Genomic DNA, 13,415 nt, shown 5'->3' on the forward strand with positions numbered 1-13,415 from the left:
CCTCGCCGGCGCTCAGGCCGCGCGGCCCAGGAACGCGAGCAGCCGCGTGGTCTCGTCGGCGTCCGCCGGCGGCGTGAGCGCGGGCCCGAAGAACTCCGGCCGCCGCAACGGGATCGACCGGACCCACCCGCCGGTCGCCTGCACCACCGCCGGGTCGAGCGTGACGGTCAGACCGCAGGCCTGGGCGATGTCCCAGGTGTGGACGAGCGCGTCGGAGACGAACGCCGGCAGCAGCGTCGTGAGCGGCACGCCCCCGGCGTCGTCGATCGACGTGACCCGCGCGAGCCCGTCACGGGTCAACGCCGGGGCCGTCGCCTCGAACGCCCCGCGCCACTCCCGCGCCGGATCCCCGGCGCAGAGCACACCCGGGTTCGGTGCGCCGGGTTCCCCCGCGGTCTCCGGGTAGTCGACGCCGGTCACCCAGGCCGACAGCCGGTGGCGGCCCCACAGGACGTGGCCCACGATGTCGCGCACCGTCCACGCCGCGCACGGCGTCGGCGCGTCCCACCGGCTCGCCGGCACCTCGGCCACCACCCTGCCGAAGTCGTCCTGTGCCACGAAGTACTGCTCCAGAAGATCCACAGCTTGCTCCCTTCACGGATGTCCCGGTCCTACGACCGCCGGCGGACGGCGAAACAGACCGGATCCGGTCCCGACTTCGCCGGCGCGGGGCTACCGTGGTGGGAATGACCGATTCGACCAGGACCGCAGACCAGATCGCCGCGCTGACACGCAACGTCGAGGGACACGAGGTCGGTGCGAGCGTGTCCATCATCCGCGAGAGCACCGACGTCGCCGGGTCCGGCCCGCGGCTGCACCGCCACCCCTACCGCGAGACGTTCGTGATCCAGCGCGGCCGCGCCCTGTTCACCATCGGCGACACCGAGCGGGAAGGCCGGGCGGGCGACGTGCTCGCGGTCCCCGCCGGGGTCGCGCACAAGTTCGTGGTTCTCGGGCCCGAGCGCTACGAAGGCGTGCACATCCACGAGAACGACCGGTTCGTCACGGAGTGGCTCGAGTAGGCACCGTCCGCTCACGACGGTGCCGGACGCCGGCACCCGCGTTCGCATCAGCACATTTGTCGGCGCGGGTCACACCCCGGCCGCCGGAACCGCCGAATCCCGCGCTGACCTGCGCAACCCCCGGACCGAGCCGACGGCGCTTTTCCGCCTCGCGGAAACACCTCGCCTTTGCGCCGCCGTGTCGTGAAAACCGGCTCTGAGCACCGGCGAAGGGCCGGGCCGCCGCCGCCTTGACACCACGCTGGGCCGGACTCATCCTCACTTCTCTCGTTTCCGTTCGATGGAGGGTGTGATTCCGCATGACGGAGGTGCTGGACCGGACGACCGGCCGCGACGACCGCGACCGGCTGTTCGCCACCGCGCCCGGGTCGGCCGTCGACCTGTCGGTGCCCCTCGGCCCGCTCACGCTCGCCAACCCGGTGATGCCCGCGTCCGGCTGCTTCGGGCCCGAGCTCGGTCCCCTGCTCCCGGTGCGGGAGCTCGGCGCCGTCGTCACGAAGACCGTGTTCGCCCAGCGCCGCTCCGGCAACCCGTCGCACCGGCTGACGGAAAGCGCGCTCGGCATGCTCAACAGCGTCGGCATTCCCAGCCCGGGCACGAGCCGGTTCGTGCACGACGTCCTGCCGCGCTACCGCGAGTTCGGCGTCCCCGTGATCGCCAGCGTCGGCGGGCTGACCGTGGACGAGTACTGGCAGGTCGCCGACGAGCTGACCGGAGCGGAGTGCGCGGCGTTCGAGGTCAACGTGTCCTGCCCCAACCTCGAACACGGCGGGCTCGCCATCGGCGCCGACCCCGCGGCGGTCGAGGCCGTCGTCGCCGGCGTGGTGGCGCGCACGGAGCTGCCGGTGCTCGTGAAGCTCACGCCCGGCGTCACCGACATCGGCGAGATCGCCCGCGCCGCCGAGCGGGCGGGTGCGACCGCCGTGACCGTGAGCAACACCTTTCCCGCCCTGGCCGTCGACGTGCGCTCGCGGCGCGCGGTGCTGGGCAACGGCGTGGGCGGCCTGTCCGGCCCGGCCGTCAAGCCGCTCGCGCTGCGGCTGGTGTGGCAGGCGGCAAGTGCCGTCGACATCCCCGTCGTCGGCTGCGGTGGCATCAGCAGTGCCCGTGACGTCGTCGAGTTCCTCATCGCCGGTGCCACCGCCGTGCAGGTCGGCACCGCGACGTTCACCCGCCCCTACGCGATGGCCGAGATCGTGCGCGACCTCGCCCGCCACTGCGCCGAGCTCGGGGCCGGCGCCGCCCACGAGCTCATCGGAACCCTGCGCGTCTGAGTCCCCCGTCCCCCACGCCGTGAGGAGTGCTCCACCCATGTCCGACGAAACGCTGGCCGGCAGCGCCGCACCACCCGCCACGTCCGAAGACACCCCCGCCGCCAAGGCGACCACGCGCTACGCCCGCAAGGCCGTGTTCGCGTCGTCGCTCGGCTACGCGATGGACGGCTTCGACCTGCTGATCCTCGGGTTCGCCCTCTCCGCCATCTCCGGTGACCTCGGGCTGGGCGGCGCCGAAGCCGGCTCGCTCGCCACGATCACCCTCATCGGCGCCGTGGTCGGCGGGATCGCCTTCGGGATCCTGTCCGACCGCATCGGCCGGGTGCGGGTGCTGACCTACTCGGTGATCTTCTTCGCCGTGTTCACCGGGCTCACCGCGATTTCCACGAGCTACTGGGAGATCGCGGTCTTCCGGTTCCTCGCCGGCGTGGGCATCGGCGGCGAGTTCGGTATCGGCATGACGCTCGCGGCCGAAGCGTGGCCGGCGAAGAAGCGCGCACGGGCGACGTCGCTGGTCGGCCTCGGCTGGCAGGCCGGCGTGCTGCTCGCGGCGCTGGTCTCCGCCCCGGTGCTCAATGCGTGGGGGTGGCGCGGGCTGTTCCTGCTCGGTGCGTTCCCCGCGATCGTCGCCATCGTGTTCCGCTCGCGGCTGCACGAGCCCGAGCAGTTCACGCGCCACCGCAAGCGCCGGCAGGGCAAGCCGAAGGTGCCGCTCAAGCTGCTGGTGGCCGACGGGCCCACCACCCGCGCGACGATCGGCGTCCTCGTGCTCACGTCGGTGCAGAACTTCGGGTACTTCGGCATCATGATCTGGCTGCCCACCTACCTGTCGACGCAGTTCGGCTACAGCCTCACGAAATCCGGGGTCTGGACCGCCGTCACGGTGGTCGGCATGGGCGTCGGGATCCTGGCGTTCGGCGAGATCGCCGACAAACTGGGGCGCCGCAAGGCCTTCTGGCTCTTCCAGGCCGGTGCCGCCCTCTCAGTGCTCGGGTACAGCCAGCTCTCGTCGCCGTGGGCGCTGATGGTGGGCGGCGCGGTCATGGGCGCATTCGCCAACGGCATGATCGGCGGCTACGGCGCGCTGATGGCCGAGCTCTACCCCACGGCGATCCGGTCCACGGCGCAGAACGTGCTGTTCAACCTCGGCCGCGCGGTCGGCGGGTTCGCGCCGATCGTGGTCGCGATCGTCGCGGCCGGCTACGGGTTCGGCTTCGCCATCGGTGTGCTGTCCGTGATCTACCTGCTCGACATGGTCGCGATGATCTTCATCCCCGATCGTCGCGCCGAGCAGCTCGCCTGAGCCCGGTACCCGAGCAAGGAGAACCATGCAGGTCGTCATCCGCGCCTTGTCCGTGCTGCGGGCCCTCGCGACGAAGGGCAAGGGCGCCACGCTTCAAGAACTGCACGAGGAGCTCGACATCCCCGTGGGCAGCGCGCACCGCGTGCTCACCACGCTGATGGAGGAGAACTTCGTGACCCGATCCCCCACCAACAAGCGCTACTTCCTCGGCCCGGCCGCACGCCAGCTCGGCGAGCCGGCGCCGCACCGGACGGCACTGCTGGCCAACCCGCACCAGGCGGTGGTCGACGCCGCCGAGGCGAGCGGCGAGACGGTGTTCCTCACCGAGCTCATCGGCGCCCGCGCGGTGTGCGTCGCGCTGGTGGAGGGCCGTCACCCGCTGCGGCTGTTCGTGCGCATCGGGCAGGAGATGCCGCTGCACGCGGCCGCGTCGAGCCGTTCGCTGCTGGCCTACCTGCCGGAGCCCGCGGCCCGGCGGGTGCTCGAAACCCAACCGCTCGACGCGTTCACCCCGGACACGCCGACCACGGTGGACGAACTGGTCGAGCACCTCACCCTGGTGCGGGCCCGCGGCTACGACATCTGCGACGACGAGCTCGACCGCGGCGTGTGGGCCGTGGCCGCCCCGATCTTCACCTCCACCGGCGCGGTGGCCGCGAGCGTCACGCTGGCTGCGGCCGCCAACCGAATGCGCGAAGGCACCGCACGCACGGTGGCGACGGACGCCGTCCTCACCGCCGCGCGCGAACTGTCCGCCGAGCTCGGTTTCGCCGGTGTCGAGCCCACCACGACGATCGGCGGACCGGCGAGGAGCGCCCGATGAGCCTCGAGGGCGACCTGGCCACGGCCACCGACACCACCACCGTGTTCCTCGATGCCGAGCGGCGGCGCGGCGAGCTTCGGGCGGATCTCGCGGCGATCGGCGCCGCGTTCACCACGCGGCCGTCGATCCTTCGCCGCGCGGCGGCGTTGCTCGCCGAGGAACTGCCCACGGCGACCGATCGCCTGGTCACCACCGGCACCGCCGACGCCGTCGCGGTCACCACGGCGCTCGCGTTGCACACCGGCCTGCCGTTCGCGGTGGACGCCGGCGAGGTGCACCGGGGCGACCGCGTCGCCGTCGTCACGCCGATCGCCGATGACCCGGCCGCCTCCCCGGCCGAGGCCACCGCCGCCGCGCTGGCCGACCGCGTCCGCGCGGCGGGCGCCGAGCCCGTCGTCGTACTCAGCGTGCTCGCGCCCGACGGCACCCCTGCCCTCGCGGGCACTCGAACCCCTTCGGAGAACCCGTCATGACCACTCCCGTCCAGGACGCCGGTGCCGCGGTGCGCAAGCTCGGCATCAGCCCCGACACCTACGGCCCGTCGCTCGACACGCCCACCGATCCCGCCGCGACCGAAGTGGTCGGCGCCGCGCTGGCGGAGCTGCTCACCACACAGACACTCGACCAGGTCGCGGTGTGGCACGGCGCCGACGACGCCGTGCTCGCCCACGTCGTCGCCCGGCAACTGGGCGCCACGGTGACCCGCGCGTCCGAGCTCGAAGGCGTCGTCGGCTTCCACCCCCCGGTCGCGGCCGGGACGCGGATCGCGCTGGTCGCCACCGCGTGGGAACCCGCGCGGCTGCGGACGCTGCTGAACCTCGCGGCGACCGCGCGCGCCGAAGTCGTCGCGGTGGCGGCGGTTCTCGCCACGCCCGCGCTCGCCGAAGTCACGGGCACGCCGACGGCGGCGCTGCTGACCGAGCTGCCGGGCGATCCGCGATGACCGCGCCCACTGTGGACACACGGCTGCGCGCCGACGCGGACCGGATCGCGCACTGGCTCGACACCTTCGCCGCACTGTCCGAACCGGACTCCGGTCCGGGCGTGACCCGGCTCGCGCACACCCCGCTCGAACGCCGCGCGCACGCGCTGTTCGCCGAGCACGTCAGCGGCCTCGGCCTCGACGTGCGCACCGACGCCGCGGGCAACACGGTCGCCGAGCTCCCCGGCACCGTGGCGAACGCGCCCGCGCTGGGCACCGGCTCGCACCTCGACAGCGTGCCCAACGCCGGTGCGTTCGACGGTATCGCCGGCGTGGTCGCGGCGATGGAGACCGCGCGGCTCTACACCGAGCACGACGTGCGCCTGGCTCACCCCGTGCGGTTCGTCGTGTTCGCCGCGGAGGAGGGCGCGCGCTTCGGCCAGGCGTGCACCGGCAGCCGGGTCGTCGCCGGGCTCACCGGCGCTGAAGACCTGGAGACGAAGTTCGATGCTCGCGGCGTGAGCCTGGCCGAGGCGATGCGCTCGGTCGGCCTCGACCCCGCGGGCGCGGCGGGCGCGCGCTGGCGCCCCGAGGACTGGGCCGCGTTCCTGGAGCTGCACATCGAACAGGGCAGCGTGCTCGAGTCGACGGGCCTGCCGCTCGGCGTCGTCGACCTCATCTCCGGCAGCACCCGGCTGCGCCTCGACCTCACCGGCCGCGCGTCGCACACGGGCGGCACGCCCATGCACCGGCGCGCCGACGCACTCGCCGCCGCGGCAGAAATCGTCCTGCTGATCGAGGCCATCGCCACCGACAGCCGTCACCACGGGACCCGCGCGACCGTCGGGCGGCTCGACTCCGCGCCGGGCTCCATCACGACGATCGCGGGACAGGCGCAGTTGCACGTCGACGTGCGCGACGTCGACAGCGACCGCCAGCGCCAGACCGCCGCGGAGATCGTCGAGCGCGCCCACGCCCTCGCCGCGCGCCGCGGAATCGGTTTCAGCGCCCACACCCTCGCCGACGCTTCCCCCGTACTGCTGCCCCGCCGGGTCACCGACGTCGTCGCGGCCACGTGCGCCGAGCTCGGCTTCGCGCACCGCGTGCTGCCCAGCGGCGCCAGCCACGACGCGCAGATGGTCAACCACGTCACGCCGACCGGCATGCTCTTCGTGCCCAGCCGCGACGGCGTGAGCCACAGCCCCGACGAGTGGACCGACATCGCCGACCTCGTCGTCGGCACCGAAGCGCTCGCCCACAGCCTCGTCCGGCTCGACACCGCGTTTCCAATCCCGGGATCGGAGCAGTCATGACCACCACCGGAACCCGGGCCGTCCGCGACCACGTGATACCCCTGCCCTACACCGGCCCCGTCCCGGCCCCGACGTGGCACCACGCGGAAGTGCTGGAGCACCGGCCGGAAGCCGACCGCTACCAGTACCTGCGCCTGCACGCGCCGAGCATCGCACGCACTGCGACGGCCGGGCAGTTCGTGATGCTCACCGCCGCGCGCCACGGCGAACGCGGCCCCGTGCTGCCCCGGCCGATGGCGATCTACCGCCGCGACACCGAGGCCGGCACGATCGAAGTCGTCTACGGCGTGGTCGGCGACGGCACGCGCAAGCTCACCACGTTCGCCGCGGGCGAGACGATGCTCGTGGTCGGCCCGCTCGGCCGCGGGTTCCACGTGCCCGCGGACACTCCGCGTGTCCTGCTGGTCGGGCGCGGCATCGGCACCTGCTCGCTCACCACCGTCGCGCAGGACCTCGCGGGCAGCGGTACCGAGCTGGTGGCCGTCGCGAGTGGACGGACGCCGCAAGCCGTCATCGGCGCGGACTTCTACCACGAGTGCGGTGCCGAGCGCGTGCTCACCGTGACCGACGCCGAGGGCACCAGCGAAATCACGCGGCTGCGCGCGCAGCTGACCTCTGCGTTGGACAGTGCACCGCCGCAGCGGATCCTCACGTGCGGCTCCGACCGCCTGGCATGGCTGTGCCGGGAGCTGGCCGACCGCTGGGGCGCCGAGGTGCAGGTGTCGCTGGAAGCGCACATGGCGTGCGGTCTCGGCTACTGCCACGGCTGCGCCACCGGAACCCGCGGCGGGCCCGAGGAATCACCGTTGATCTGCAAGGACGGCCCCGTGTTCCGACTCGAGGAGTCGGCATGAGCCCACTCACGCGGGCCCCGCTCGGCCACGCGGCGCTCACCGGCGTGGCCCCGTTCGGCGGAACCCCGATCGACCTGGTGGTGCGCGACGGCCGCATCGCCGAGCTGCGTCCGCGCGGCAGCGCTGACGAGCCGAACCGGTTCGAGGCCGACGGTCTCGTGCTGCTGCCCGCGTTCGTCGACCTGCACACGCACCTGCGCGAGCCGGGTGGCGAGGACGCCGAAACCATCGCCAGCGGTACCGCCGCGGCGGCGGCCGGTGGGTACTCCGACGTGTTCGCCATGGCCAACTGCAGCCCCGTCACCGATTCGCCCGAGCGCATCCGCCACGTGCTCGACCTGGCCGAGCGCACCGCGTCATGCCGCGTGCACGCCGTCGGCGCGATCACCGAAGGCCTCGCCGGGCAACGCCTGGCACCGCTGGAAGCCATGGCCGCGGCCGGCGCGCGCCTGTTCTCCGACGACGGCCGCTGCGTCGACGATCCCGTGCTGGTGCGCGACGCACTCGGGCTGACCAAGCGGACCGGCACGGTGCTCGCCCAGCACGCCCAGTCGGGCCCGCTCGCCGGCGCCGGCCAGATCAACGCGGGCCGCGCAGCCGAGCGCACCGGGCTCCCGCCGTGGCCGGCGACGGGCGAGGAAACCGTGGTGGCGCGCGACATCGTGCTCGCCGCCGACGCCGGGGCCCCGCTGCACGTCTGCCACGTGTCGACGGCGCGCTCGGTCGCGCTCGTGCGGTGGGCCAAGGAGCAGGGCTGGGCCGTGAGCGCCGAGGTCACGCCGCACCACCTGCTGCTCACCGACGCCGAGGCCGCGAGTGCGGACCCGAAGTTCAAGGTCAACCCGCCCCTGCGCTCGCCCAGCGACGTCCGGGCGCTGCGGGCCGCGCTCGTCGACGGCACGATCGACGCCGTCGCCACCGACCACGCCCCGCACCTCGCCGAGGCGAAGGCCGCCGACTGGTGCGGGGCGCCGTTCGGGATGACCGGGCTGGAGACGGCGCTCGCCGTGGTGGCGGAGGTGCTGCACACCAGCCGCGGCGTCGACTGGGCGCTGGTGGCCGACCGCATGGCTCACGCCCCGGCGCGCATCGGGGGCATCGCCGCGTCCGCCGGCCGCCCGATCGCTGTCGGTGAGCCGGCCACGTTCACCCTCGTCGACCCCCGGGCCGGCTGGACGGTCGACCCCGCCGACACCGCGGGCCGTTCGCACAACACCCCGTTCGGGGGCCTGTCCTTCACCCACCGGCCCGTGGCGACGGTCGTCGCCGGGGCCGTGACCGCCGACCGCGGCGGGCTGTTCACCAGGAGTGCCCGATGACCACCACCCGCACCGAAGCGGACCTGCTCGGCGAGCTGGCCGTACCCGCCGACGCGTACTACGGCGTGCACACCCGTCGCGCCATGGCCAACTTCCCGATCAGCGGCCTGCCGCTGCAGACCCACCCCGAGCTCGTGGTCGCGCTCGCCCGCGTGAAGCACGCCGCCGCGCTGGCCAACCACGACGTCGGCCTGCTGTCCGGCGAAAAGACCGCCGCGATCGTCGCCGCGTGCGAGGAGATCGAGGCCGGCCGGCTGCACGAGCAGTTCACCGTGGACGTGATCCAGGGCGGCGCGGGCACGTCGTCGAACATGAACGTGAACGAGGTCGTGACGAACCGGGCGCTGGAGATCCTCGGGCACCCGCGCGGGGACTACGCGCGGCTGCACCCGATCGACGACGTGAACCTCGGCCAGTCCACCAACGACGTCTACCCCACCGCCGTGAAGCTCGCGGTGCACTCTGCCGCGACCGACCTGCTCGGCGCCATGGCCGAGCTGCGCGGCGCGCTGTCCGCGAAGGGCGGCGAATTCGCCGACGTCGTGAAGATCGGGCGCACCCAGCTGCAGGACGCCGTGCCGATGACGCTGGGCCGCGAGTTCACCGCGTTCGCCGTGACGCTCGGCGAAGATGAGCAGCGGCTGGCCGAGGCGCTCACGCTGCTGACCGAGATCAACCTCGGCGGCACCGCGATCGGCACGGGCCTCAATGCGCACGCCGGCTACGCGCGGCTGGCGTGCGAGCACCTCGCACGGCTCACCGGGATCCCGCTCGTCACCGCCACCGACCTCGTGGAGGCGACGGCCGACGTCGGGGTGTTCGTGCAGCTGTCCGGCGTGCTCAAGCGCGTGGCGGTGAAACTTTCCAAGACTTGCAACGATCTTCGCCTGCTGTCCTCGGGTCCGCAGGCCGGGTTCAACGAGCTGCGGCTGCCGAAGGTGCAGGCCGGGTCGAGCATCATGCCGGGCAAGGTCAACCCCGTGATCCCCGAGGTGGTCAACCAGATCGCGTTCGAGGTGATCGGCAACGACACCACCGTCACGCTCGCCGCCGAGGCCGGGCAGCTGCAGCTCAACGCCTTCGAGCCGATCATCGCTCACTCGCTGCTGAAGTCGCTGCACCACCTGCGCACCGGCGCGCAGACGCTGGCGCGCCGTTGCGTCACCGGCATCACGGCCAACACCGAGCACCTGCGCCGCCAGGTCCGCGAGTCGATCGGCCTCGTCACGGCCCTGAACCCGGTGATCGGCTACGAGGCGGCGAGTGCGCTGGCGAAGCAGGCTTCAGCCACCGGCCGGTCGATTCACGAACTCGTGGTCGCCGCCGGACTGCTCACCGCCGAGCAGTTCGACACGCTGCTGGGCCTGCCGGCCACCGCGGCGGGGTGACACCCCGGGATGGCATCGGGGGCCGATACCGTGGCGACGGCCGTCGTTCACCCGTCGTTTACCTCGGTGTACTGCACTGAAACCTCCATCGGGTGACAGCAGGAGGGTTCATGAGCACGCACACCCTCGGAGCCTTGACGCCGGACACCCACTTCGGACAGCTGGAAGACCGCCTCAGCCGAGACTTCGCCACCGTCGGCGCCGAATTCGTGCACGACCTCGTGGAGCGCGAACGGGCCCGATTCACCGACGCGCGTATCCAGGCGTTCGTGCCGATCCTGGTCGAGCGCGCCGTCCGGGCCGCGCTGGGCAGCCGGCAGCTAGTGTGAACACGGCACTGAAAATTCCGCGCCCGCTACCGTCCACTGTGCACTGACCGTCCGGTGCGGCGGACGGGAACCGCTGCTCGGTAGGCTGCTGGGTCGTGACCGCCGACGACGACCGGACCGACCCGCTCAGCGCTCGCGTCAAGGAGCGGCTCGCCGGGCTTTCGCCGGCCGAGCAGCGCGTGGCGGAATACCTGCGCAGCCACCAGCAGGCGATCCTGCTGTCCACGGCCGGTGACCTCGGCGCGTTGAGCGGCACCAGCGACGCGACGGTCGTCCGCGCCGTGAAGGCCCTCGGCTACTCCGGCCTGCCGGAGCTCAAGCGCGTGGTGGGCCGCTACGTCGTCGGCGACACCAACCCGGCGACGCGGCTGCGCGAGCGCATCGAGCGGACCGGCGACGACACCGACGCCCTGCTCGACCAGGTGCTCACCGAGTCGGTCGAGCGGCTCACGGAGACGCGCCGGCTGCTGGCCGGCCCCGAGTTCACCGCATCCGTCGACCTGCTGGACTCCGCCGCCGAGGTGCTCGGGTACGGCCTCGGCCCGTCCGAGCTGCCGATGCAGTACCTGGTGACCCGCCTGCACCGGCTCGGCCGGCGGGCCTGGAGCACATCGGCAACGGGGTTCCGGCTCGCCGACGACCTGTTGCGCCTCAAGGAGAACGACGTCGTGGTGCTGTGCGTGCCCGACCGGCTCCTGCACGACGTCAAGACGCTCGTCGACCACGCGCGTGCGGTCGGCGCGCGCATGCTGCTCGTGACCAACTCCTTGCGGCCCACGCTCGGCGACCAGGTCGACGTCGTCCTCACGGCCGTGCACTCCGTGAGCGGCCTGACGCACGAGGGACTCGGTGCGACGCTGGTCGTCGACTGCCTGATGGCCGGGCTGGCGCGCAAGGACCCGACGGCGGTTTCGGACAACACCGACCTGCTCACCGCCTTGCGCACCGCCCTCGTGCCCCGCGACATGCGGGCGCGGTGGCCCGGCCGGGAATGACCCGGGCTCAGCGGCCCATCTCGGCCGCCCGGTCGCGGGCCGCCTCGATCGCCGCCATCACCGCCGCGCGCACCCCGCGTTCCTCGAACTGCCGGATCGCCGCGATCGTCGCCCCGCCCGGGCTCGTCACGGCCGCGCGCATGCGCACCGCGTCGGCATCGGGGACCTGGAGCATCTCGGCGGCGCCGGCGGCGTTGGCCTTCACGAGCTCCTCGGCCAGCGGGCGCGGCAGGCCGAGCAGGATCCCGGCTTCGATCAGCGCTTCGGTGAGGAAGAAGTAGTACGCCGGACCGCTGCCGGATAAGGCCGTGATGGCGTCCATGCTGGTCTCCTCGACTCGCACGACCTTGCCGACCGGATCGAACAGCGACTGCGCGTAGTCGAGGTCAGCGTCACCCGCGTACGTGCCCACGCTGATCGCCACCACCCCGCGGCCGACCGAGACCGGCGTGTTGGGCATGCAGCGCACGACCGGCGGCTTGCCCGGCAGCAGCGCTTCGAGGCGCGAGATGCGCACCCCACCGACGGCCGAGACGATTAGCTGGTTGTCGTTCACGTCGTCCGCGACCGCGGCGAACAGGTCGTCGACGTGGTACGGCTTCACCGTGAGCAGCACGGTTTCCGCCGTGCGGATCGCGGGCCCGGCTTCCGCCGTGGTGGCCACGCCGTAGCGCTCGCGCAGGTACGCCGCGCGCTCGTCGGCGAGCTCGACCACGACGACCTCGGCCGCCGCGAACCTCGGTTCGGTGCCGGCGAGAAGTCCGGCGAGCAGCGCCTCGCCCATGTTGCCGCCGCCGATGATGGCCAGTTTCGTCATCGCAGGGTGAACCCCGTTCCCAGTCGGTCGGCCGGGTCGAGCGTGAACACGCTCTCGCCGGCCAGGTGTGCGGTGCCTTCGATCTCCGTGGCGACGCTGCCGGCAGATCCGTTGACGCCGGTCGACAGGATCCGGCCGGTGAACGTGGTGCCGATGATCGAGCCGTGGGTGAGCACGTCGCCCTCGCGCAGCCTGCCCTCGGCCGCCAGCAGCGCCAGCCGCGCGGAAGTGCCGGAGCCACAAGGGGAACGGTCGACCTGACCGTCGGCGAACACGGTCACATTCCGCTGGTGCGGTCCGGTCGCGGTGTCGCCGAGGTCGTCGTAGAGGATCACGCCGTAGACGCCGCCGAGCCGGCTGTCCCCGGAGTGTCGCGCCCACGCGGTGCCGCTGAGCGCGGCCTTGACCTCACGGCCGGCGGCCACGAGCTCGGTGTGGTACTCGGGGACCACCTCGAGGCCGAACGCGGAAGCCGGCACGCACGCGTAGATCGCGCCGCTGTAGGCGAGATCGACCGTGGCCGGGCCCCTTTTCGTGCCGACCTCGACGCCGCGGCCGAGCACGGTCGTGTCGACGTTGCGGAAGGCCACCTTCCGTACCTCGCCGCCCTCGCACGTCACGGCGGCGGTGACGCGGCCGGACGGGACGTCCATCGGCACTTCGGTCACGCCCTCGGCCGCCGCTTCGACGCGGCCGGTGTGCACGGCCCACGCGCCGAGCGCGATCGTGCCGTGGCCGCAGGCGGTCGAGTAGCCCTCACGGTGCCAGAACAGCACGCCGAACAACGACCCGTCGGTCTGCGGCGGCACGAGGAAGCAGCCGTACATCGCGGAATGCCCGCGCGGCTCGCGCACGAGCAGCTCGCGCACGGCGTCGATGCTCGGCGTCGACCGCGCGGCCTCGCGCCGTTCGAGCACCGTCGTGCCGGGGATCTCCGGCGCTCCACCGGTGACGATGCGGAAGGGCTCCCCCGCCGTGTGGTAGTCGGTGACGGTCACCGGGTCCACTGTGGACTGTCCAACCTCGTTGTAGTGTTCATGACAACGGACAGTACAT

15 protein-coding genes are annotated in these 13,415 nt (G+C 72.8%); 12 read left to right on the forward strand and 3 right to left on the reverse strand.

All coding sequences use genetic code 11. The features are described 5' to 3' along the window. Positions 1-12 precede the first annotated feature (12 nt). Positions 13-582, reverse strand: a complete 570-nt coding sequence (locus AB0F91_RS07220) for a TIGR03086 family metal-binding protein (RefSeq protein WP_360595577.1) — start codon at positions 580-582, stop codon at positions 13-15. Between the two features lie 104 nt (positions 583-686). On the opposite strand from AB0F91_RS07220, the gene AB0F91_RS07225 reads away from it, so the two are divergent. The 12 genes from AB0F91_RS07225 (at position 687) to AB0F91_RS07280 (ending at position 11,542) form a co-directional block, all read left to right on the forward strand. Further along, positions 687-1,022: a cupin domain-containing protein gene (locus tag AB0F91_RS07225; protein ID WP_360595579.1), complete on the forward strand. Its 336-nt coding sequence runs from the start codon at positions 687-689 to the stop codon at positions 1,020-1,022. Between the two features lie 299 nt (positions 1,023-1,321). Next, complete coding sequence (locus AB0F91_RS07230) at positions 1,322-2,296, forward strand: dihydroorotate dehydrogenase (protein ID WP_360595580.1); 975 nt, start codon at positions 1,322-1,324, stop codon at positions 2,294-2,296. Positions 2,297-2,333: 37 nt separating this feature from the next. Then, positions 2,334-3,599: an MFS transporter gene (locus AB0F91_RS07235; protein ID WP_360595581.1), complete on the forward strand. Its 1,266-nt coding sequence runs from the start codon at positions 2,334-2,336 to the stop codon at positions 3,597-3,599. Positions 3,600-3,624: 25 nt separating this feature from the next. Next, positions 3,625-4,422 (forward strand): IclR family transcriptional regulator, encoded by a 798-nt coding sequence (locus AB0F91_RS07240; protein ID WP_360595582.1) that lies wholly within the window; start codon positions 3,625-3,627, stop codon positions 4,420-4,422. Beyond that, positions 4,419-4,895, forward strand: coding sequence for a hypothetical protein (locus AB0F91_RS07245; RefSeq protein ID WP_360595584.1), 477 nt, complete (start codon positions 4,419-4,421; stop codon positions 4,893-4,895). The genes AB0F91_RS07240 and AB0F91_RS07245 overlap by 4 nt, the downstream gene beginning before the upstream one ends. After that, the gene (locus AB0F91_RS07250; protein WP_360595585.1) at positions 4,892-5,365 is read left to right on the forward strand and encodes a hypothetical protein; all 474 of its coding nucleotides are present in this window, start codon (positions 4,892-4,894) and stop codon (positions 5,363-5,365) included. Before AB0F91_RS07245 ends, AB0F91_RS07250 begins: the two co-directional genes overlap by 4 nt. Continuing rightward, positions 5,362-6,657 carry a Zn-dependent hydrolase gene (locus tag AB0F91_RS07255; protein ID WP_360595586.1) on the forward strand — a complete coding sequence of 432 codons (1,296 nt, stop codon included), beginning with the start codon at positions 5,362-5,364 and terminating at the stop codon, positions 6,655-6,657. The genes AB0F91_RS07250 and AB0F91_RS07255 overlap by 4 nt, the downstream gene beginning before the upstream one ends. Beyond that, on the forward strand, positions 6,654-7,511 hold the full coding sequence (locus tag AB0F91_RS07260; protein WP_360595587.1) for a dihydroorotate oxidase electron transfer subunit: 858 nt from the start codon (positions 6,654-6,656) through the stop codon (positions 7,509-7,511). The genes AB0F91_RS07255 and AB0F91_RS07260 overlap by 4 nt, the downstream gene beginning before the upstream one ends. Beyond that, positions 7,508-8,830 (forward strand): dihydroorotase, encoded by a 1,323-nt coding sequence (locus AB0F91_RS07265; protein ID WP_360595588.1) that lies wholly within the window; start codon positions 7,508-7,510, stop codon positions 8,828-8,830. The genes AB0F91_RS07260 and AB0F91_RS07265 overlap by 4 nt, the downstream gene beginning before the upstream one ends. Continuing rightward, positions 8,827-10,218 (forward strand): aspartate ammonia-lyase, encoded by a 1,392-nt coding sequence (locus tag AB0F91_RS07270; protein ID WP_360595590.1) that lies wholly within the window; start codon positions 8,827-8,829, stop codon positions 10,216-10,218. Before AB0F91_RS07265 ends, AB0F91_RS07270 begins: the two co-directional genes overlap by 4 nt. Positions 10,219-10,328: 110 nt before the next feature. Further along, positions 10,329-10,547 (forward strand): three-helix bundle dimerization domain-containing protein, encoded by a 219-nt coding sequence (locus tag AB0F91_RS07275; protein WP_360595591.1) that lies wholly within the window; start codon positions 10,329-10,331, stop codon positions 10,545-10,547. A gap of 95 nt (positions 10,548-10,642) precedes the next feature. Then, positions 10,643-11,542, forward strand: a complete 900-nt coding sequence (locus AB0F91_RS07280; protein WP_360595592.1) for a MurR/RpiR family transcriptional regulator — start codon at positions 10,643-10,645, stop codon at positions 11,540-11,542. 7 nt (positions 11,543-11,549) lie between these two features. Here the strand turns inward: AB0F91_RS07280 and proC are convergent, their stop codons facing one another. After that, on the reverse strand, positions 11,550-12,359 hold the full coding sequence (gene proC, locus AB0F91_RS07285; protein WP_360595593.1) for a pyrroline-5-carboxylate reductase: 810 nt from the start codon (positions 12,357-12,359) through the stop codon (positions 11,550-11,552). After that, positions 12,356-13,357 (reverse strand): proline racemase family protein, encoded by a 1,002-nt coding sequence (locus AB0F91_RS07290; RefSeq protein WP_360595595.1) that lies wholly within the window; start codon positions 13,355-13,357, stop codon positions 12,356-12,358. The genes proC and AB0F91_RS07290 overlap by 4 nt, the downstream gene beginning before the upstream one ends. Positions 13,358-13,415: the final 58 nt, after the last annotated feature.

The organism is Amycolatopsis sp. NPDC023774, assembly GCF_040639695.1.
In the GTDB taxonomy this organism is placed as follows: domain Bacteria; phylum Actinomycetota; class Actinomycetes; order Mycobacteriales; family Pseudonocardiaceae; genus Amycolatopsis.

What these genes read in the sequence shown, in the direction of transcription:
- AB0F91_RS07250 (WP_360595585.1), top strand. Translation starts at nt 4,892, where the DNA reads ATGACCACTCCCGTCCAGGACGCCGGTGCCGCGGTGCGCAAGCTCGGC.
- AB0F91_RS07230 (WP_360595580.1), top strand. Translation starts at nt 1,322, where the DNA reads ATGACGGAGGTGCTGGACCGGACGACCGGCCGCGACGACCGCGACCGG.
- AB0F91_RS07270 (WP_360595590.1), top strand. Translation starts at nt 8,827, where the DNA reads ATGACCACCACCCGCACCGAAGCGGACCTGCTCGGCGAGCTGGCCGTA.
- AB0F91_RS07255 (WP_360595586.1), top strand. Translation starts at nt 5,362, where the DNA reads ATGACCGCGCCCACTGTGGACACACGGCTGCGCGCCGACGCGGACCGG.
- AB0F91_RS07225 (WP_360595579.1), top strand. Translation starts at nt 687, where the DNA reads ATGACCGATTCGACCAGGACCGCAGACCAGATCGCCGCGCTGACACGC.
- AB0F91_RS07235 (WP_360595581.1), top strand. Translation starts at nt 2,334, where the DNA reads ATGTCCGACGAAACGCTGGCCGGCAGCGCCGCACCACCCGCCACGTCC.
- AB0F91_RS07240 (WP_360595582.1), top strand. Translation starts at nt 3,625, where the DNA reads ATGCAGGTCGTCATCCGCGCCTTGTCCGTGCTGCGGGCCCTCGCGACG.
- proC (WP_360595593.1), bottom strand. Translation starts at nt 12,359, where the DNA reads ATGACGAAACTGGCCATCATCGGCGGCGGCAACATGGGCGAGGCGCTG.
- AB0F91_RS07245 (WP_360595584.1), top strand. Translation starts at nt 4,419, where the DNA reads ATGAGCCTCGAGGGCGACCTGGCCACGGCCACCGACACCACCACCGTG.
- AB0F91_RS07275 (WP_360595591.1), top strand. Translation starts at nt 10,329, where the DNA reads ATGAGCACGCACACCCTCGGAGCCTTGACGCCGGACACCCACTTCGGA.
- AB0F91_RS07265 (WP_360595588.1), top strand. Translation starts at nt 7,508, where the DNA reads ATGAGCCCACTCACGCGGGCCCCGCTCGGCCACGCGGCGCTCACCGGC.
- AB0F91_RS07260 (WP_360595587.1), top strand. Translation starts at nt 6,654, where the DNA reads ATGACCACCACCGGAACCCGGGCCGTCCGCGACCACGTGATACCCCTG.